The sequence below is a fragment of the Pseudomonas sp. BAV 4579 genome, from assembly GCF_009765395.1.
In the GTDB taxonomy this organism is placed as follows: domain Bacteria; phylum Pseudomonadota; class Gammaproteobacteria; order Pseudomonadales; family Pseudomonadaceae; genus Chryseomonas; species Chryseomonas aestiva.
Map to the genome: position 1 here is coordinate 1 of NZ_WHOV01000105.1, position 18,518 is coordinate 18,518.

Below are 18,518 nucleotides of genomic sequence, written 5' to 3' on the forward strand. Positions count from 1 at the left end.
GCTTGAGCAGCACCTGGCAGCCCAGCCGCTCGGACAGCGCCCGCGCCGGTTGCAAGGGCGTTTCGATCGCCACGTCATAGACGGGGGCTTCGAGGATCTTGCGGGCATAGCGCTGCAAGAGATCAGTGGCGGGTTCCTGGACGGTCATGGCAGGCTCCTGGGTGTTTCGTCGGGGCCCAGGAGTCAGAAAGTACAAACCCGCCTCTTGGGCGGGTCTGGTTGCGCAGCTAACGCTGTCCCGCCATCAGGTAATGGCGGTAATAATGCTGGGGCGTTGGCGGCTGCGCGTGTTCATGAGCGCTACCCTAGGGCCTGGCCGGGCACGGCGTCAAGCGGCGCCGATGGCTGTGGCACAATGGCCGACCTGTTGCCCACTTCCCGCGACCCGATCGCCTCTGCCGAGAATCCCGATGGCCCGCAAGAAAGCTCCCGACTTCGAACAATCCCTGGCCGAACTGCAGACCCTGGTGGAACGCCTGGAGAGCGGCGAGCTGTCCCTGGAGGACTCCCTCGGCGCCTTCGAACAGGGCATCCGCCTGACCCGCGAATGCCAGGGCGCCCTGGCCCAGGCCGAGCAGAAGGTGCAGATCCTGCTGGAAAAGGACGGCGAACTCAGCGCCGCCCCCTTCGCCCCGGCCGGTGACGACGCATGATCGAGGCCTACCAGCAACGCTGCCAGACCCGCGTCGACACCGCCCTCGCCCCGCTCTTCACCGCCCCCCGCGCCGAACTCGCCCGGCTCTATGCCGCCATGGCCTACAGCGTCATGGGTGGCGGCAAGCGGGTACGGCCGTTGCTGGTCTATGCCGCCTGCGAAGCCCTGGGTGGCGATCCGGCGCGCGCCGACCAGGCCGCCTGCGCGGTGGAGCTGATCCACGCCTATTCCCTGGTCCACGACGACCTGCCGGCCATGGACGATGACGACCTGCGCCGCGGCCGGCCCACCACCCACAAGGCCTATGACGAGGCCTGCGCCATCCTTGCCGGCGACGGCCTGCAGACCCTGGCCTTCGAGACCCTGCTGACGGCACCCCAGGCTGCCGCGGTGCGACTGGAGATGATCGCCGTGCTGGCGCGCGCCAGCGGTCCGGCGGGCATGGTCGGCGGCCAGGCCATCGACCTGGAGTCGGTCGGCCGGCGCATCGACCAGTCGGCGCTGGAGACCATGCACCTGCATAAGACCGGCGCCCTGATCGCCGCCAGCGTGCAGCTTGGCGCCCTCGCCAGCGAAGCCGCCAGTGCCGCCGAGCGCGACGCCCTGGCCCGCTACGCCGAGGCCATCGGCCTGGCCTTCCAGGTCTGGGACGACGTGCTCGACATCGAAAGCGATACCCAGACCCTGGGCAAACGCCAGGGCGCCGATCTCGCCCGCGACAAACCGACCTACCCGGCGCTGCTCGGCCTGGACGCCGCCAAGGCCTATGCCCTGGAGCTGCGCGACACCGCCCTGGCCGCCATCGAACCGCTGGGTACGCCGGCCGAACCCCTGCGCGCCCTGGCGCGCTACATCGTGGAACGACGTAGCTAGACGCGCCTCTGGCGGAAAAACTCGTGACCCGGGCCGCATTTGCCTCCGGGTCCGTTGTCACAGGGGCATAACAAGACGCCCTGCCCGCTGTTGGGAAGCCACGCGGGCATCGGGTAAACTGCCTAATTCTCTGCGCAAAGTGATCAGCCAGATGCCCAAGACGTTTCACGAGATTCCCCGCCAGCGTCCCGCGACGCCCCTGCTCGACCGCATCGACTCGCCGGTCCAGCTGCGCCAGCTCGGTGACGCCGAGCTGGAAGCCGTCGCCGACGAACTGCGCGCCTTTCTCCTGTGGACCGTGGGCCAGACCGGCGGTCACTTCGGCGCCGGCCTGGGTGTCATCGAACTGACCGTGGCCCTGCACTATGTCTTCAACACCCCGGAAGATCGGCTGGTGTGGGATGTCGGCCACCAGGCCTATCCGCACAAGATCCTCACCGGCCGCCGCGAAGGCATGGCCAGCCTGCGCCAGAAGGACGGCCTGGCCGCCTTCCCGCGCCGCAGCGAGAGCGAGTACGACACCTTTGGCGTCGGTCACTCCAGCACCTCCATCGGCGCCGCCCTGGGCATGGCCATCGCCGCCCAGTTGCAGGGCATCGAGCGCAAGTCGGTCGCCGTGATCGGCGACGGCGCCCTGACCGCGGGCATGGCCTTCGAGGCGCTCAACCACGCCTCGGACACCGGCGCCAACATGCTGGTGGTGCTCAACGACAACGACATGTCCATCTCGCGCAACGTCGGTGGCCTGTCCAACTACCTGGCGCGGCTGCTGTCCAGCCGGACCTACCAGCACCTGCGCGAGAACGGCAAGAAGGCCCTCTCCAAGCTGCCCGGCGCCTGGGAAATCGCCCGCCGCACCGAAGAGGCCGCCAAGGGCATGCTGGTGCCCGGCACCCTGTTCGAGGAGCTGGGCTGGAACTACATCGGCCCCATCGACGGCCACGACCTGCCGACCCTGGTCACCACGCTGAGCAACCTGCGCGATGCCAAGGGCCCGCAGTTCCTCCATGTGATCACCCGCAAGGGCAAGGGCCTGTCCATCGCCGAGGCCGATCCCATCAGCTACCACGCCATCACCAAGCTGGAGCCGCTGGACGCCAAGCCCAAGCGCCCGGGCGCGCCCAAGTACTCCAACATCTTTGGCGACTGGCTGTGCGACATGGCCGCCGCCGATACCAAGCTGGTGGGCATCACCCCGGCGATGAAGGAAGGCTCCGACCTGATCCGCTTCGCCGAACGCTATCCCGAGCGCTACTTCGACGTGGCCATCGCCGAGCAGCACGCGGTGACCCTGGCCGCGGGCCTGGCCTGCGATGGCATGAAGCCGGTGGTGGCCATCTATTCCACCTTCCTGCAGCGCGGCTACGACCAGCTGATCCACGACGTGGCGGTGCAGAACCTGGACGTGCTCTTCGCCATCGACCGCGCCGGCTTGGTCGGCGAAGACGGCCCGACCCACGCCGGCAGCTTCGACCTGTCCTACCTGCGCTGCATCCCCGGCATGGTGATCATGGCGCCCAGCGACGAGAACGAGCTGCGCCGCCTTCTCACCACCGGCTATCGCCACCAGGGCCCGGCCGCGGTGCGCTACCCGCGTGGCAGCGGCCCCAACGCCGCCCTCGATCCGGGCCTGGAACCCCTGCCCATCGGCAAAGGCGTGGTGCGTCGCCAGAGCGGCCTGAGGAGCGGCCCCAAGGTCGGCTTCCTGGTGTTTGGCGTGCAACTGGCCGAAGCCCTGCAGGTCGCCGAGCGCCTGGACGCCAGCGTGGCCGACATGCGATTCGTCAAGCCGCTGGACGAGGCGCTGATCCGCCAGTTCGCCGCCGACCACGACCTGCTGGTCACCGTCGAGGAAAACAGTGTCATGGGCGGCGCCGGCAGTGCGGTCAACGAATTCCTGCAGGCCAGTGCCCTGGTCCAGCCCGTGCTCAACCTAGGGCTGCCGGACAGCTACATCGAACACGCCAAGCCGGCCGACATGCTCGCCGAGTGCGGTCTGGACGTCGCCGGAATCGAGCGCGCGGTGCGCGAGCGTCTGGCCCTCCCGGACCTTGCGGCAGCGCCGACCGGTCTGCGCAAGGAAGCCTGAGCCGCAGCCAAGCTGAGATAAAAAAAGGCGCCCTAGGGCGCCTTTTCCACGTCTTCGTTCTGATGCAGATTGCCGAGCATATGGCCGAGCTTGCCGGCCTTGGTCAGCAGATAGCGACGATTGTGCGGATTGAGGCCTTCCTGCAGCGGCACCCTCTCGGCGACCGGAATGCCCAGGACCTCGAGGGCCTTCACCTTGCGCGGATTGTTGGTCATCAGGCGCAGCGAGGTGATGCCCAGGTGGTCGAGCATCGGCTTGCACAGCGCATAGGTGCGCTGATCGGCACCGAAGCCCAGGCGCTCGTTGGCTTCCACGGTATCGGCGCCGGCATCCTGCAGCTCATAGGCGCGGATCTTGTTGAGCAGGCCGATGCCTCGCCCTTCCTGACGCAGATAGAGCAGCACGCCACGCCCGGCTTCGGCGATGGCGCGCAGCGCCGCCTCCAGCTGGAAGCCGCAGTCGCATCTCAGGCTGAACAGCGCGTCGCCGGTCAGGCACTCGGAATGCAGGCGGCCCAGCACCGGCTCGCCATCGGCCACGTCACCGAAGGTCAGGGCGACATGCTCCTTGCCATCGGTCTCGTCGAGGAAACCGTGCATGGTGAACAGGCCAAAGGGGGTGGGCAGTTGGGAGGCGGCGACAAAGACGACGGACACCTGCGGGCTCCTGGCGGGGAAAGACGTACATTGTAACCTTTTCCCCGGGCCCGGCGTCATCGCCAGGGGTTATGACGATGACACATCGCGATCTATCAGAGCCTGTTCAAAACCTCGCGAGCTAGAGCCAAGCAAGGCCTAGGCGGCCCCACGAAAAGGGCTGAGGAAGCGGATCGGACCCGCGCTCGGGTTTACGAGTGCTAAATGAGCATTCCGACGGGGCTGGCCTTCCAGGCCCTTTTCAACGCAGCTTGGCCGACGCGCAGCAGATGTTGAACAGGCTCTCAGCGCGCCTGGACGTAGAAGATACCCTGGGCCTCGCGCCAGCCCACGCGATTGAGGAAACTCATGCCCAGCAGGCCCTGGCTGGGATAGTTGCCCTCCAGGACCATGGCGTCCACCCCGACCACCTCGATGTCACCCAGGCGCACCTGCTTGAGCGTGGTGCGCCAGGCGCGGGCATGACCGCTGGCGGTTTCCACCCAGCCCGGGGTGCCGTCGCGATAGCTGATGCCCAGCTGATCGGCCTGGGCGCCACTCAGGGCGACGCTGGTGGCGCCGGTGTCCACCAGCAGCGACACCGGACGACCATTGACGTTGGCGGTGACCTGATAATGACCATTGTTGCTACGCGGCACGCTGAATTCACGGCGCTGCGGGGCGCTGTAGCCATCGCTGTATTCGCGGTCGAGGGCAAAGGCCTGAGTCCGGCCGTCGATGCGCAGCACCGCCTGCTGGGAATCCGCGCTGACCACCTCGACCTCGTCCAGGCGCTGGCCGACCCGCAGCAATTTGCGCTGGCCATTGACGTTGACCACCGCCGCACCGTTGAACAACCCCACGACCCTGACCTGGGGTTGCGCCCAGGCGAGCGTACCGACGGCCCAGATGAGGCCGCACGCGCCCAGTCTTTTCACTGCCCTGCTCCTTGGGCCTGCGTCTCGTCAGCCGACGAGATGACCCCAACCGATGTGTAATCCCTGAACCACCAGCCAGGCGAGGATGCCGGCCAGTACATCGTCGACCATGATGCCGACGCCGCCGCGGACATTGACATCCAGCCAGCGGATTGGCCAGGGCTTGCAGATGTCTAGTACGCGGAAGGCGACGAAACCCACCAGCAGCCAGATCAAGCCCGGAGGCGCCAGCCAGAAGGTGATCCAGATGCCGACCATCTCGTCCCAGACGATGCCCTCGTGGTCGTGCACGCCCAGCTCGCGGGCGACCTTGCCGCACAGCCAGCAGCCGAACACGGAGAGCAGCGCCAGCAGCAGCGGATAGCTCCAGCCGCTGAGCAGTTGCCAGAGCGGCACGAAGGGCAAGGCGATCAGCGACCCCCAGGTACCGGGCGCCTTGGGCAGGGTGCCGGAACCCAGGCCAAAGGCCAGGAAGTGCCAGGGATCGCGCCAGACCGACAGGGGGACCGGCTGGGCGGGGGCTTGCTGTTCGCTCAAGGATGGACTCCGCGCCAGGGCGCTAGAAATGTTGGAAACCGGTGTGTAGCGGCGTCAGCGGCTGACCGTCGGCGGCGAGCACCTGGACGCCGCTGCCCGTCTCGACCCGCCCGATCACCTGTGCCTGGGGCCAGGCGGCGGCCAGGGCCGGCGCCTGCTCGGGCGGCAGGGTGAAGACCAGCAGGTAGTCGTCGCCGGCGCCCAGGGCCAGGCGCAGCACCTCGTCGGCCGGGAACAGTGCGGTCAGCGCCGGACTCACCGGCAGCCGCGCCGTCTCCACTACCAGGCGGACGCCGGAGGCGGCGGCGATGTGGCCGCAATCGGCGACCAGGCCGTCGGAGACGTCCTGGGCCGCCGTCGCTCGCCCGCGCAGCCAGAGGCCGAGCTCGAATTGCGGCTGGGGTGCCCAGTAGCGCGCCAGCAGGTGCCGACTAGCGGCGCCCTCCGCTGCACGCTGACCGAGGACGAAGGGCAAGGCCCCACCCGCCTCGCCCGGCGCACCGCCCAGGCACAGCAGATCGCCCGGGCGGGCACCACTGCGCAGCAGCGCCTGACCGGCCGGCACCTGGCCGAAGACCGTGAGGGTGAGGGACAGCGGACCGCGGGTGGTGTCGCCACCGACCAGGCGCAGCTCGCACTGCTCGGCCATCTGCGCGAGGCCTGCCGCCAGGCCTTCCAGCCAGGCGGGCTCGACGCTCGGCAGGGTCAACGCCAGGGTGAAACCCAGGGGCGCGGCGCCCATGGCCGCCAGGTCGCTGGCGCTCACCGCCAGGGCGCGCTGGCCGAGGCCATGGGCATCCGGGCAGGGATCGGGGAAATGCACCCCGGCGGTCAGGGTGTCGGTGGAGACTGCCAGTTGCTCACCCGGAGCGGGTGCCAGCAGCGCGCAGTCATCGCCGATGCCCAGCGCCACGCCGGGACCGCCGCGGGCGCAGGGCGCCGCGGCGAAATAGCGACGGATGAGTTCGAATTCACCCATGCCGACGTGGGCGATCAGCGCTTGCCGCGCAACTCGGCGCTGCGCAGCTTGGGCGCCAGCTTGTCCAGCACGCCGTTGACGAACTTGTGGCCATCGGTGGCGCCGAAGATCTTGGCCATCTCGATGCCTTCGTTGATCACCACCCGGTAGGGCACGTCGATGCGCTTGAGCAGCTCGTAGCAGGACAGCCGCAGCACGGCCAGCTCGACCGGATCCACCTCGTTCATGGCGCGGTCCAGGCAGGGCAGGATCAGACCGTCGATCTCGCTCTTGTTGGCCGGGACGCCATGCAGGACTTCATGGAAGTAGGCGCCGTCGACCTTGGCGAAATCGTTGTCGACGCGAAACTGCGCCTCGATCTCGTTGATCGCCTGGCCCGCCATGTGCCACTGGTACAGGGCCTGGACCGACAGGCTGCGCGCTTCGCGGCGAGCAGCCAGTTTGCCGGTGGGGGCCTTCTTGCCCGCGGGCTTGCCGGCCGCGGGCGGAGTCAGATCGCCGCTCACTTGGCCTCCAGCTGCGCCAGCAGGCTGACCATTTCCAGAGCGGACAGGGCCGCTTCGGCGCCCTTGTTGCCGGCCTTGGTGCCGGAGCGCTCGATGGCCTGCTCGATGGAGTCGACGGTGAGGACGCCAAAGGACACCGGCACGCCGAATTCCATGGAGACCTGGGCCAGACCCTTGGTGCACTCGCCGGCCACGTATTCGAAGTGGGGGGTGCCGCCACGGATCACCGCGCCAAGGGCGATGATGGCGTCGAATTCGTCGCGCTGGGCGATCTTCTGCACTGCCAGCGGGATCTCGAAGGCGCCGGGGACGCGGATGATGGTCAGGTCGTCCGGCTTGATGCCGTGACGCACCAGGGCGTCGATGGCGCCCTGCAGCAGGCTTTCGACGACGAAGCTGTTGAAACGACCGACCACCAGGGCGAAGCGGCCCTGGGGAGCGATGAAGGTGCCTTCAAAGGTCTTGATGTTCATGTGCGGGTCCAGTTGTCAAAGAGCCGGACGGCCGGCAGTGCCAGGCCGTCCGTGGAAATCCAGGTGAAGCGCGCCGCACCACCCGGGCGGGGCGCGCCAGGCGGAAGGGTCATTCTTCAGGAGGCAGATAGTCTACTACTTCCAGGTCGAAGCCGGATATGGCGTTGAACTTCATCGGCGAGCTGAGCAGGCGCATCTGACGAATGCCCAGGTCGCGGAGGATCTGCGAACCGGCACCGACGGTGCTGTAAGTGGACAGCGCCTTGGGCACCGGCAGCGGCTCGCGCAGATGCGCCAGCAGGTCGTCGCCCTCGATCGAGTGACCGAGCAGCAGCACCACGCCGGTGCCCTCGCGGGCCACGCGCTCCATGGCGCCACGCAGACTCCAGCGACCCGGTTGCTGCACCTGCAGCAGGTCGCGCAGCGGGTCCATGTTGTGCACCCGCACCAGCGGCAGCTCCTGGCCGGCCAGGTCGCCACGGATCAGCGCCAGGTGGACGTCGCCTTCCACCTCGTCGCGGTAGGTCACCAGCTTGAACGGACCGAGTTCGGTCTCCAGCTGCTGCTCGTCGATGCGCTTGACGGTGTGCTCGTGGAGCAGGCGGTAGTGGATCAGATCGGCGATGGTGCCGACCTTGAGGCCGTGCTGCTCGGCGAAGGCTTCGAGTTCGTCGCGACGGGCCATGGTGCCGTCGTCGTTCATCACCTCGCAGATCACCCCGCTCTCGGCGAACCCGGCCATGCGCGCCAGGTCGCAGGCGGCTTCGGTATGGCCGGCGCGGGCCAGCACGCCGCCGGGCTGGGCCATCAGCGGGAACATGTGGCCGGGGCTGACCACGTCGCCGGCCTTGGCGTCCTTGGCGATGGCGGCCTGCACGGTACGGGCGCGGTCGGCGGCGGAGATGCCGGTGCTGATGCCCTCGGCAGCCTCGATGGAGACGGTGAACTTGGTGCCGAAGCCGGAGGCGTTGCGGCTGGCCATCATCGGCAGGTTGAGGCGCTCGCAGAGGCCCTTGCTCATGGGCATGCAGATCAGGCCCCGCGCGTGGCGGGCCATGAAGTTGATGTGTTCGGCGGTGACGCACTCGGAAGCGATGATTATGTCGCCTTCGTTCTCGCGGTCCTCGTCGTCCATGAGGATGACCATCTTGCCCGCGCGGATGTCCTGGATGATGTCTTCGATGCTGGAAAGTGCCACGGTGTCGTCCTTAGCGCTGCAGATAGCCGTGTTCGGCGAGAAGGTGTTCGGTGACGCCGCCCTTGCTGGACTCGGCGGCCTTGTCGCCCAGTAGCAGGCGCTCCAGGTAGCGGGCCAGCAGGTCCACCTCCAGGTTCACCCGGCGCCCGGGGCGGTAGTCGGCCATGATGGTCTCGCCGAGGGTGTGGGGGACGATGGTCAGCTCGAATTCGGCGCCGTCCACCGCGTTCACCGTGAGGCTGACGCCGTCCACGGTGATCGAGCCCTTGAGGGCGATGTAGCGGGCCAGCTCGGCCGGGGCACGCAGGCGAAACTGCACGGCGCGGGCATTATCGGCGCGGGAGACCACTTCGCCGAGGCCGTCCACGTGGCCGCTGACCAGGTGGCCGCCGAGGCGACTGGTGGGCATCAGCGCCTTTTCCAGGTTGACCTTGCTGCCGGGCTTGAGGCCGCCCAGGCTGGTGAGGCTCAGGGTCTCGCGACTGACGTCGGCCCAGAAGCCGTCGCCGGGCAAGTCCACGGCGGTAAGGCAGACCCCGTTGACGGCGATGCTGTCGCCGAGCTTGACGTCGGCAAGGTCGAGCTTGCCGGTGGCGACATAGAGGCGCACGTCTCCGCCCTTGGGCGTGAGGGCGCGGATCTCGCCGAGGGCTTCGATGATTCCGGTAAACATCAGCTCAGGCCTCCGCGAGGTAGAGCCAGAAAGGCGGTGCAGCTAGACATCGACGAACTCCTGTTTCGGTGAAAAAACAGGGCGTACGGACAGAAGGGAAATCAGACGGACGAGGGGCTCGCACCCCTGCCAGGCGAGGCTATCCCGTTCTCTCTCATCCGGACTATGACCGTCGGCCCCGGAATCCAACCGGGTCTGCTGACCTCTCCCGCCGCAGAGGACGAGAGAGCGCTCGCGGGCTCGTCCCGACTGATCGGGCGTTACCGCCGGTGGGGAATTGCACCCCGCCCTGAGAACTCGCCACCCGAGGGCAGCGCAGGTTTTGTAACACAGTTCGCCGCCGCGGGGCCAGGGGCGTCAGGCGTCCCTGGCTGGTCGGGCGATCAGGTGCAGGTCGGCGCCCACCGGCGTGACGCTGAGGATCTCCAGCTGCGGGGCCTCGGCCAGGTGCACCAGCGGCCAGTCCAGCAGCGGCCGGGCGTTGGAGCCGAGGAACCTGGGCGCCAGGAACAGGTGATATTCGTCGACCAGCCCGGCCTGGGCGAAGGCACCGGCCAGGCGCGGTCCGGCTTCCACCAGGACGTCATTGACCTGCTCGCTGCCCAGGCGGGTCAGCAGGGCCGCCAGATCGACCTGGCCCTGGCTACCGGGCAGCGCCAGGTAGTCGTGACCGGCCGCTGCATAGGCGGGCGCCGCGGCGGCCATACCGGCGACCCGTGCCGCGCCGGCCTGGAAAAAGGGTGCATCCAGCGGCACCCGGCCACGGCCGTCCACCAGCAGCCGCTGCGGCGTACGCAGGGTGGCCAGTTCCAGTTCGTCGCCGCTCAGGCCCAGTTCGGCCTGACGCACGGTCAGGCGAGCGCCATCGGCCAGCACGGTATCGGCGCCGGTGATCACCACCCCCGCCTCGGCGCGCAGCCGCTGGACGCTCTGGCGCGCCGCCGGCCCGGTGATCCACTGGCTTTCGCCATTGGCCATGGCGGTGCGGCCATCCAGACTCAGGGCCAGCTTGACCCGCACGAAGGGTCGCCCGGTCAGCATGCGCTGGATGAAGCCGGCGTTGAGCGCTCGTGCCTCGGCTTCCAGGACGCCGGCGCGGGTGGCGATGCCAGCGGCGGCGAGCCGTGCCAGGCCGCGCCCGGCCACCAGCGGATTGGGATCGGTCATGGCCGCCACCACCTCGGCCACGCCGGCCGCCACCAGGGCATCGGCGCAAGGCGGGGTGCGGCCATGATGGCTGCAGGGTTCCAGGGTCACATAAGCAGTGGCGCCACGCGCCGCCGCCCCCGCCTGGCGCAGCGCGTGCACCTCGGCATGGGGACCGCCGGCCTGGCGATGCCAGCCTTCGCCCACCACCTGGCCGTCGCGGACGATGACGCAGCCCACCCGCGGATTGGGCGCCGTGCTGTAGCGGCCGCAGGCGGCCAGCGCCAGGGCGCGGGCCATCCAGACTTCGTCGCTTCCCATGGCGCTCATACCGGCTGCTTGCCCGGATCCTGGGCCAGCCGCTCGATCTCGTCGCGAAATTCCGCCAGGTCCTGGAATTGCCGATAGACCGAGGCGAAGCGGATGTAGGCCACCTGGTCCAGCTTGCGCAGTTCGTCCATCACCAGTTCGCCCACCACCCGCGAACGGATCTCGCGCTCGCCAGTGGCGCGCAGGCGGTGCTTGATCAGGGCGATGGCCTCTTCCAGGCGCTCGACGCTGACCGGCCGCTTCTCCAGGGCACGCTGCATGCCGGCGCGCAACTTGTCCTCGTCGAAGGGCTGGCGGGTGCCGTCTTGCTTGATCAGCCGTGGCAGCACCAGCTCGGCGGTCTCGAAGGTGGTGAAGCGCTCCTGGCAGGCCAGGCACTCACGTCGCCGGCGCACCTGCTCACCGGCCGCGACCAGCCGGGAATCCGTGACCTTGGTGTCGTGGGCGCCGCAGAAGGGACAATGCATGGAAGAATCGACCGCCGGAAGGGAAAGCCTTCATGGTACCCGATCACTCCCTGCCGGGAACCTCCGGGTGCCGGACGAATCGACAGCCAGGGGCCGCCGGGCTATAAGAGCGCCCTGTGTTCGACGACCTCTCCAGCCTCCCGTGCAGCCCTCGCCGGCCGCGACCTCCGGATCCCGCCATGACCCCACGCGTCCTCCTGCCCCTGCTGTTCACCGGTCTGCTCGCGGCCTGCTCCAGCCCACCCGAAACCAAGCCGCCGCAGCCCACCACCCCGGCCGACGAGCCGGTTCCGGTAGCGGGCGCCCCCACTCCGGCCAATCTGCGCGAGATCTCCGGGGTGCTGCGCAATGCCCAGGGCCTGGTCCCGGCGGGCGCCCAGGTCGAGATCGCCCTGCTGGCGGTCAACGTCAAGGGCCTGCCCCAGCGTCTGCTGGCCAGCGAGACGGTGACCGGCAAGGGCGCACCCCTGGCCTTCCGCCTGCCCTTCAATCCCGAGATTTTTCCCACCCGCCCGGATCTCAAGGTGGAGTTCCACGCGCGTCTGATCCAGGCCGGGCAACTGGCCAGCTATCTGCCGCCGGTGAATGTCGGCGGACCGACCACGCAGAATCTGGGCGAACTGGTGCTGAACCAGACCCCGTGACGCCCCCTGCCGATCTCGCCGTCGCCCTGACAACCCTGCTGGGCGACGCTCGCCTCTCCTTGCAGGCTTTGCCCGACAGCGACCTGTCGCTGTGGCTGATCGATCCGGCCAACATGGCGCGGGCCTTTTCCCCGGCGGAAACCCAGCGCCTGCTGGAGGCACCGCCCTACTGGGCCTTCTGCTGGGCCAGCGGTCTGGCCCTGGCGCGCTGGATCGTCGCCCATCCCGAGTACGTCGCCGGCCGCCAGGTGCTGGATTTTGGCAGCGGCTCGGGCATCGCCGGACTCGCCGCCGCGCGGGCCGGCGCGGCGCGGGTGGTCTGCTGCGACCTGGATCCGCTGGCCTTGAAAGCCTGCCGCGCCAATGCCCAGGCCAACGCCGTGCAGATCGAGACGCTGGAGGATCTGCACGCCAGCACCGCGCGCTTCGAGCTCATCCTGGCCGCCGATGTGCTCTACGACCGTGCCAATCTGCCCCTGCTGGACCTCCTGCAGGCGCGCGCCGAGCGGATCCTGCTGGCCGACTCGCGGGTACGCGACCTCGCCCACCCCGGCTTCACCCGCCTCACCGAACTCCAGGCCTGCACCCTGCCGGATCTGGCCGAGCCGGAAGAATTCCGCCGCGTGGCGCTCTATCGGGGGTGAGCTAGCCCGCCTTGTTTCCAAGCCCGACGCCCCCACCTATAGTGCATCTTTCGGTGCGACACGAATGCTCGTGTTGTGCTTGGTCGACCAGCTTAGTCTTGGCGCCGAAACCCTTGTTCTACAGGGGTTTGAAGCCTAAATAAAGCACGAGAGCCGGCCCTGCCGCGCCTGATTCGACCCACTTGTGGGGACAATGCGATCCCTGCTTGCCAGGGTAAGTACGTCTCAAATTTGGCCACTTTTGGCTATAAATTGATCAATCAGACGTAACAGAGAGCAGTTTCCGCCAAGGAAATTGTATCTAAATGTAACAAGACTCCCTGTGGGTGATTTGACCCCGCAAGGGGTCAATCCATCGCTGGGATGCCTTGGTCTCATTTGGCCCATGCCAACGTCGTGAGACGCTAGGGTATCTCGTCCAAGCACGGAGCAACCGCTCCGCTTGTGCATTGCTCAACCTTGCTAATACAGGGGGTACCGAGCCTGGCATGTACCTGCCAGTTCACTACATCGGCATGCGTCGGGGGCCAACCCTGAGGTGTGAAGCCCGGTGGACAACGTCCTATCCCTCACGGGACACGCAGGTCTGGCAACAGCAGCGTGACGCTTCCGAATTGCACGGAGGCAAGGGGCTAGTGACCCAACCCGCATGGTTAACTCATGTGAATCATCGTTCGAACCCTCGTAAGCACTACTGGGCCTACGGCAATTTATGGGCCCTGGCCAAAATCGGCAAAGCAGATCGGCGCTCGCTGTCGAAAGAAGCGACGCGGTACCACTACGACTGCCGGGGGAAAGATGGAACCTAACCGGGGAATCGATGCACAGCGGGGAACGTGGCAATCCCGACCACCCGCCTAACCAGCAACATCGGAAGGCAGGCAATCCGCAAGGAAAGCTGTTGGGTGTGGGGAATGGGAGGGTGCAAAAAGCGAATGGCTGTCTGTAATGGGCGGCATATCGGTTGAAACATCATCGACAGGGGCAACCCTGGCTGACGTGCACCTGGTTTACGGGCGCATGATCTAGTGCTGATTTCCAGCGAAACGACCCTAGGGGTGACTTTAACCCCTAGGGGGAGAAGTCCGTCCCGAAGGTTACTGACCTGAGGAGGACTGTATGAATACGCAACCAGAAACATCGGTTTCGTCTGCGTCTCCTGAAGGCGTGAAGGGCTGGCACGATCTCGATTGGGCCAAGATCCAGATCTCCGTTCGGAAAACGCAGTTGAAGATTGCGCAGGCAACAATGGCCGGTGACTGGCGTAGGGTTAAACGCCTACAACGGTTACTGACCCATTCGTTTTATGGCCGCTGTATGGCTGTAAGACGGGTGACGGAAAACCGGGGTCGCAAGACTCCGGGCGTCGATGGAGAAACCTGGGGGACGCCTCCAGCCAAGCTCCACGCCGCGAAGCGTCTATCGGAGAAACGAGGCTATCGACCCAAACCGCTAAAAAGGGTTTGGATACCGAAGCCAGGGAAGAAGGAAAAGCGCCCGCTAGGCATACCGACGATGTTTGATCGGGCCATGCAAGCGCTCTACCTGTCCGCCCTGGAACCCGTCATCGAAAGCACCAGCGACCCGAAAAGTTTCGGCTTCCGGCCGGATCGCTCGACCGCCGATGCGATGGTTGAAATCTTCCAGTTAATGTCGCAAGACGACTCACCTATGTGGGTTCTGGAAGGTGACATCAAGGGGTTCTTCGACAACATCAATCACGAGTGGCTGTGCCAGAACGTCCCTATGGACAAAAAGGTACTGCGGCTTTGGTTGAAGGCCGGGGTCATTGACCGGCGACACTTCATGGCTACGGAGGCCGGGACGCCACAAGGTGGGATTATTTCGCCCTGTTTGGCTAACGCCACCCTTAACGGTTTGGAGAAGCAGCTCAAAGGCCATCTGGCCAGAAAGCTATCGGGTACCAACGCCGATACGCCCAGAGTGCATGTGGTGCGATACGCGGACGACTTCATCATCACAGCAGCTACCAAAGAGCTGTTGACTGACGAGGTCATACCTTGGGTCGAGCAATTCCTGTCAATACGAGGAGTGAGCTTGTCCCAGGAGAAAACGCAGATAACCCACATCCTTCAGGGCTTTGATTTCCTAGGGTGGAATTTCAGGAAATACGTGCCGAAATCGCCTTACCGACGGACCAAGCTGTTTACCAAACCCTCGAAGAAGAACATCTCGACGTTCTATCGAAAGGTAAGGGACATAGTGAGATCCAGTGGGGCTCTGACTCAGGAAGAGTTGATCAGCCGTCTGAACCCGGTACTACGAGGGTGGGCTCAATACCATTCTCAGGCTGTTGCTAAAGCTACCTTCAAGAAACTAGATAACTTGGTTTTCTGGTTGCTGCGAAGGTGGGCGAAGCGCCGACATCCGAAGAAGCTAGCTACGTGGAGCTGGAACAAATACTTCCATTCCATCGGCGGGCGGAAACAGGTGTTCGCGCATCCCTATAGAGGCAAGAAGGGAGAGCGAAAGTATCGTGAGCTTTATGAGCTAGCGAAGACCGTAATCAAGCGCCAAAAGCGTCTATCAGGCGGGTACCACCCGTACGACGCTGCGCTTGAGCAGAAATGGGAAAAGCTGAGGGTCCAAAGGATGCAGCACAAGCTGCGTTTCAGGAAACAAATCCTAAGCCTTTACCGGCGCCAGAAAGGGAACTGCGCTCTGTGCGGTCACGCGATTACCAGGGAAACGGGCTGGGTCATTCGACGGGTGGACGGCGGCAAGGACACTCTGAAAAATCGCGTACTTCTCCATCCCAACTGTCACTCGCTGATTCACAGCCAGCGTAAACAAGTGACTCTGCGACACAGCGGTCTGTAATGATAGGATCGTTAGTCAACGTTGCCGGTCAGCCTCTGGGCTGACTTTTCGTAAGCTTGAGCCGTGTGCTGTGAAAGTCGCAAGCACGGTTCTTAGGGGGCTCCGGATCAGGAATGATCCGGGGCCACCCGCCTCTGCCGAGTCCGCCATGAGCCAGGTCCCCTACATTTTCGACGCCACCCTCGACACCTTCCAGCAACAGGTCATCGACGCCTCCTTCAGCACCCCGGTGCTGGTGGACTTCTGGGCCGAGTGGTGCGCGCCCTGCAAGGTGCTGATGCCGCTGCTGGCCAAGATCACCGAGTCCTATGGCGGCGCCCTGCACCTGGCCAAGGTCAACTGCGACATCGAGCAGGAACTGGTGATGAGATTCGGCATCCGCAGCCTGCCCACGGTGGTGCTGTTCAAGGATGGCCAGCCGGTGGACGGCTTCGCCGGCGCCCAGCCCGAATCGGCCATTCGCGCCCTGCTCGAACCCCATGTCCAGGCCTTGCCGCCGGCCGAGGAAGATCCGCTGGACGCCGCCCAGGCGCTGTTCGCCGAGGGCCGCTTCGCCGAGGCCGAGGCGCTGCTCAAGGCGCTGCTCGAAGCAGACAACAGTGACGCCCTGGCGCTGATCCTCTATGCCCGCTGCCTGGCCGAGCGCAACGAACTGGACGACGCCCAGGCGGTGCTGGACGCGGTCAAGGGCGACGAACACAAGCAGGCCCTGGCCGGCGCTCGCGCCCAGCTGACCTTCTTGCGCCAGGCCGCCAGCCTGCCCGAGGTGGCTGATCTCAAGAGTCGCCTGGCGCGTGATGCCGGCGACGATGAAGCCGCCTACCAGCTGGCCGTGCAACAACTGGCCCGCCAGCAATACGAACCCGCCCTGGATGGTCTGCTGGACCTGTTCCGCCGCAATCGCGGCTACGGTGACGACCTGCCGCGCAGGACCCTGGTGCAGGTCTTCGATCTGCTGGGCAACGATCACCCGCTGGTCGCCACCTATCGCCGTCGCCTGTACCAGGCACTGTACTAGCCGCCTCTCGATAACGGCTGCGTCGCCCTGGGCGCAGCCTTGTCCACGGCCGGCGCCAGCCTGGCGCTGTGGACCTTTCGTAGCGTGGCAAACCGCGCAGCGTTTTCCACTCACCTACCCCCAGTCTCATCCCTGCCAGATATAGAACTGCGCCTCCCCCACCCGCTCCATGCGCACCTGGGGACTGTGCCTCAGCCGTACCAGCAGCTGCTTGGCCACGCCCAGATTGCCGGTCAGCTTTTCCAGGGCCACCAGGATGTCCGGCCCGCTGAGTCGGCCAGCCTGGCTGAGCAATTTCACCACCTGGTCCCAGAGCATGTCGCCGCCCGACTTGGGCCCGCTGGGGGCGGCGCTCACGGCCGCGGCAGGCAGGGGCGCCGCGGTCGGTCGCAGGGCTGCGGCCAGGCGCTGCCAGTCGGTCTCGTCCAGTTCCACCGTGAGATCCACGGGCTGGCTGCCGATGGTTCCGCGAATGCGTACCATGGTGTTCTCCTCGTCGTGCAGAGGCCCATGCTCCCACAGCCACCGGCCGACGCCAAACCGAGGTTGCGGCACGCAAATGCAACAACATAACATAGCTCCTTTCTGCCCACTGGAAGCCATCCATGCGCCTGCCCCTGCTGACCCTCTGCCTTGCCGCCGCGCTCGTCCAACCGGCCTTTGCCCATGGCACCGATGACGACCATGACGAACACGAGCACGGCGCCCTGGGCGCCCATGTGCACGGCGAATCCCACCTCGACCTGGCTCAGACCGACAGCGGTCTGGAACTCCAGTGGCGCAGTCCGGCGGCCGATCTGCTGGGCTTCGAACATGCCCCGCGCAATCGGCAGGAAGAAGACGCCGTCGCCGCCCTGCGCCAGAGTCTGGAAAATCCCCAGGCGCTGGTGAAGCTGCCCGCCGCCGCCGATTGCCGCCTGACCGAAGCCAGCGCCATCAGCCCGCTGTTCGCCAAGGATGCCAGCGCCAGCGGCCATCTCGACGTGGAGGCCAGCATGAGCTTCAGCTGCAGCAAGCCGGGCGCGCTCGCCAGCCTGGATCTCTCCGGCTGGTTCGCCCGCTTCCCCAACAGTCACAGTGTCGAGGTCCAGGCCATCGTCGCCAGCGGTCAGCAAGGCGCCGAACTGACCGCCAAGCAACCGCAGCTGAAATGGTAAGGCGGTCGTGACCGCCGCCCCGCTGGTCGAGATCCAGGACCTCGGCTTCGCCTGGCCGGGCCAGGCGGAATGCCTGGACATCCGGCACTTCCGGCTGGCACCCGGCGAGGCGCTGTTTCTCGAGGGTCCCTCGGGCAGTGGCAAGACCACCCTGCTTGGCCTGCTGGGTGGCGTGCAGCGCCCCGGTCGCGGCCAGGTGCGCCTGCTCGGTCAGGACCTGGGGACGCTCGCCACCGCCCGGCGCGACCGCTTTCGCGTCGACCACACCGGCTTTCTCTTCCAGCAATTCAACCTGCTGCCCTTTCTCTCGGTGCTGGACAACGTCCTGCTGCCCTGCCAGTTCTCGGCGCTGCGCCGCGAGCGCGCCACCGCGCGGCACGGCGATCCGCGGGGTGCGGCCCTGACCCTGCTCTGCGCCCTGGGGCTGAGCGATCCCGCGCTGCCGCGCCGTCCGGCGCGTGAACTCTCCATCGGCCAGCAGCAGCGGGTCGCCGCCGCTCGCGCCCTGATCGGCCAGCCGGAGCTGGTGATCGCCGACGAACCCACCTCGGCGCTGGACACCGATCACCGCGATGCCTTCCTGCAGCTACTGTTCGCCGAGTGCGCCGCCGCCGGCGCCGGCCTGCTGTTCGTCAGCCACGACCGCAGTCTGGCCAGTCGTTTCGACCGCCACCTGACCCTGGCCCAACTCAACGCCGCCCGGCCGGAGACCTAG

20 protein-coding genes, 1 pseudogene and 1 riboswitch are annotated in these 18,518 nt (G+C 66.5%); of the genes and pseudogenes, 9 read left to right on the forward strand and 12 right to left on the reverse strand.

Translation table 11 applies throughout. The features are described from left to right. Positions 1-148, reverse strand: a pseudogene (locus GSQ95_RS26620) (threonine ammonia-lyase, biosynthetic); the annotation flags it as partial. Between the two features lie 262 nt (positions 149-410). Between GSQ95_RS26620 and GSQ95_RS18985 the strand changes: the two are divergent. The 3 genes from GSQ95_RS18985 (at position 411) to dxs (ending at position 3,617) form a co-directional block, all read left to right on the forward strand. Further along, a complete protein-coding gene (locus tag GSQ95_RS18985; protein ID WP_017639518.1) occupies positions 411-653 on the forward strand; it encodes an exodeoxyribonuclease VII small subunit in 243 nt (80 codons plus the stop codon). After that, the gene (locus GSQ95_RS18990; protein ID WP_158889814.1) at positions 650-1,528 is read left to right on the forward strand and encodes a polyprenyl synthetase family protein; all 879 of its coding nucleotides are present in this window, start codon (positions 650-652) and stop codon (positions 1,526-1,528) included. The genes GSQ95_RS18985 and GSQ95_RS18990 overlap by 4 nt, the downstream gene beginning before the upstream one ends. Before the next feature lie 151 nt (positions 1,529-1,679). After that, complete coding sequence (dxs, locus tag GSQ95_RS18995) at positions 1,680-3,617, forward strand: 1-deoxy-D-xylulose-5-phosphate synthase (RefSeq protein WP_158889816.1); 1,938 nt, start codon at positions 1,680-1,682, stop codon at positions 3,615-3,617. Between the two features lie 32 nt (positions 3,618-3,649). Here dxs and ribA read toward each other — a convergent pair whose 3' ends face one another. From ribA to nrdR, 10 genes are all read right to left on the reverse strand, one after another. Continuing rightward, a complete protein-coding gene (gene ribA / locus GSQ95_RS19000) occupies positions 3,650-4,273 on the reverse strand; it encodes a GTP cyclohydrolase II (RefSeq protein WP_133860580.1) in 624 nt (207 codons plus the stop codon). A gap of 284 nt (positions 4,274-4,557) precedes the next feature. After that, a complete protein-coding gene (locus GSQ95_RS19005) occupies positions 4,558-5,190 on the reverse strand; it encodes a TIGR02281 family clan AA aspartic protease (protein ID WP_133860579.1) in 633 nt (210 codons plus the stop codon). Positions 5,191-5,217: 27 nt separating this feature from the next. Further along, positions 5,218-5,727: a phosphatidylglycerophosphatase A gene (locus tag GSQ95_RS19010; protein WP_158889818.1), complete on the reverse strand. Its 510-nt coding sequence runs from the start codon at positions 5,725-5,727 to the stop codon at positions 5,218-5,220. A gap of 22 nt (positions 5,728-5,749) precedes the next feature. After that, entirely contained in the window at positions 5,750-6,706 is a 957-nt protein-coding gene (thiL, locus tag GSQ95_RS19015) for a thiamine-phosphate kinase (RefSeq protein WP_158889821.1), read from the reverse strand. A 14-nt stretch (positions 6,707-6,720) separates the two neighbouring features. Continuing rightward, positions 6,721-7,212: a transcription antitermination factor NusB gene (nusB, locus tag GSQ95_RS19020; protein ID WP_133860576.1), complete on the reverse strand. Its 492-nt coding sequence runs from the start codon at positions 7,210-7,212 to the stop codon at positions 6,721-6,723. Further along, positions 7,209-7,685 carry a 6,7-dimethyl-8-ribityllumazine synthase gene (gene ribE / locus GSQ95_RS19025; protein WP_007161209.1) on the reverse strand — a complete coding sequence of 159 codons (477 nt, stop codon included), beginning with the start codon at positions 7,683-7,685 and terminating at the stop codon, positions 7,209-7,211. The genes nusB and ribE overlap by 4 nt, the downstream gene beginning before the upstream one ends. Positions 7,686-7,794: 109 nt before the next feature. Then, a complete protein-coding gene (gene ribBA, locus GSQ95_RS19030) occupies positions 7,795-8,883 on the reverse strand; it encodes a bifunctional 3,4-dihydroxy-2-butanone-4-phosphate synthase/GTP cyclohydrolase II (protein ID WP_133860575.1) in 1,089 nt (362 codons plus the stop codon). Between the two features lie 10 nt (positions 8,884-8,893). Next, positions 8,894-9,556, reverse strand: coding sequence for a riboflavin synthase (locus GSQ95_RS19035; protein WP_158889823.1), 663 nt, complete (start codon positions 9,554-9,556; stop codon positions 8,894-8,896). A 142-nt stretch (positions 9,557-9,698) separates the two neighbouring features. Continuing rightward, positions 9,699-9,857, reverse strand: a riboswitch (FMN riboswitch). A 56-nt stretch (positions 9,858-9,913) separates the two neighbouring features. Continuing rightward, positions 9,914-11,032 carry a bifunctional diaminohydroxyphosphoribosylaminopyrimidine deaminase/5-amino-6-(5-phosphoribosylamino)uracil reductase RibD gene (ribD, locus tag GSQ95_RS19040; RefSeq protein ID WP_158889825.1) on the reverse strand — a complete coding sequence of 373 codons (1,119 nt, stop codon included), beginning with the start codon at positions 11,030-11,032 and terminating at the stop codon, positions 9,914-9,916. Next, entirely contained in the window at positions 11,029-11,499 is a 471-nt protein-coding gene (gene nrdR, locus GSQ95_RS19045; protein WP_007161213.1) for a transcriptional regulator NrdR, read from the reverse strand. Before nrdR ends, ribD begins: the two co-directional genes overlap by 4 nt. 179 nt (positions 11,500-11,678) lie before the next feature. Between nrdR and GSQ95_RS19050 the strand changes: the two genes are divergently transcribed. From GSQ95_RS19050 to trxA, 4 genes are all read left to right on the forward strand, one after another. Then, the gene (locus GSQ95_RS19050) at positions 11,679-12,143 is read left to right on the forward strand and encodes a YbaY family lipoprotein (RefSeq protein WP_158889827.1); all 465 of its coding nucleotides are present in this window, start codon (positions 11,679-11,681) and stop codon (positions 12,141-12,143) included. Then, positions 12,140-12,787, forward strand: a complete 648-nt coding sequence (locus GSQ95_RS19055; protein WP_158889829.1) for a methyltransferase — start codon at positions 12,140-12,142, stop codon at positions 12,785-12,787. The genes GSQ95_RS19050 and GSQ95_RS19055 overlap by 4 nt, the downstream gene beginning before the upstream one ends. Before the next feature lie 1,119 nt (positions 12,788-13,906). Next, entirely contained in the window at positions 13,907-15,628 is a 1,722-nt protein-coding gene (gene ltrA / locus GSQ95_RS19060) for a group II intron reverse transcriptase/maturase (RefSeq protein WP_158889831.1), read from the forward strand. Positions 15,629-15,776: 148 nt separating this feature from the next. Next, entirely contained in the window at positions 15,777-16,646 is an 870-nt protein-coding gene (gene trxA / locus GSQ95_RS19065) for a thioredoxin (RefSeq protein WP_158889833.1), read from the forward strand. Positions 16,647-16,772: 126 nt separating this feature from the next. Here trxA and GSQ95_RS19070 read toward each other — a convergent pair whose 3' ends face one another. Beyond that, entirely contained in the window at positions 16,773-17,129 is a 357-nt protein-coding gene (locus GSQ95_RS19070; RefSeq protein WP_158889835.1) for a hypothetical protein, read from the reverse strand. A 122-nt stretch (positions 17,130-17,251) separates the two neighbouring features. Between GSQ95_RS19070 and GSQ95_RS19075 the strand changes: the two genes are divergently transcribed. Further along, the gene (locus tag GSQ95_RS19075; RefSeq protein WP_158889837.1) at positions 17,252-17,803 is read left to right on the forward strand and encodes a DUF2796 domain-containing protein; all 552 of its coding nucleotides are present in this window, start codon (positions 17,252-17,254) and stop codon (positions 17,801-17,803) included. Positions 17,804-17,825: 22 nt separating this feature from the next. Then, positions 17,826-18,518, forward strand: coding sequence for an ABC transporter ATP-binding protein (locus GSQ95_RS19080; RefSeq protein WP_372240039.1), 693 nt, complete (start codon positions 17,826-17,828; stop codon positions 18,516-18,518).

Bases quoted from the DNA above. Each gene is read 5' to 3' on its own strand.
- GSQ95_RS18985 (WP_017639518.1), top strand. From the start codon at position 411: ATGGCCCGCAAGAAAGCTCCCGACTTCGAACAATCCCTGGCCGAACTG.
- GSQ95_RS18990 (WP_158889814.1), top strand. From the start codon at position 650: ATGATCGAGGCCTACCAGCAACGCTGCCAGACCCGCGTCGACACCGCC.
- dxs (WP_158889816.1), top strand. From the start codon at position 1,680: ATGCCCAAGACGTTTCACGAGATTCCCCGCCAGCGTCCCGCGACGCCC.
- thiL (WP_158889821.1), bottom strand. From the start codon at position 6,706: ATGGGTGAATTCGAACTCATCCGTCGCTATTTCGCCGCGGCGCCCTGC.
- ribE (WP_007161209.1), bottom strand. From the start codon at position 7,685: ATGAACATCAAGACCTTTGAAGGCACCTTCATCGCTCCCCAGGGCCGC.
- GSQ95_RS19035 (WP_158889823.1), bottom strand. From the start codon at position 9,556: ATGTTTACCGGAATCATCGAAGCCCTCGGCGAGATCCGCGCCCTCACG.
- ribD (WP_158889825.1), bottom strand. From the start codon at position 11,032: ATGAGCGCCATGGGAAGCGACGAAGTCTGGATGGCCCGCGCCCTGGCG.
- nrdR (WP_007161213.1), bottom strand. From the start codon at position 11,499: ATGCATTGTCCCTTCTGCGGCGCCCACGACACCAAGGTCACGGATTCC.
- GSQ95_RS19050 (WP_158889827.1), top strand. From the start codon at position 11,679: ATGACCCCACGCGTCCTCCTGCCCCTGCTGTTCACCGGTCTGCTCGCG.
- ltrA (WP_158889831.1), top strand. From the start codon at position 13,907: ATGAATACGCAACCAGAAACATCGGTTTCGTCTGCGTCTCCTGAAGGC.
- trxA (WP_158889833.1), top strand. From the start codon at position 15,777: ATGAGCCAGGTCCCCTACATTTTCGACGCCACCCTCGACACCTTCCAG.
- GSQ95_RS19070 (WP_158889835.1), bottom strand. From the start codon at position 17,129: ATGGTACGCATTCGCGGAACCATCGGCAGCCAGCCCGTGGATCTCACG.
- GSQ95_RS19075 (WP_158889837.1), top strand. From the start codon at position 17,252: ATGCGCCTGCCCCTGCTGACCCTCTGCCTTGCCGCCGCGCTCGTCCAA.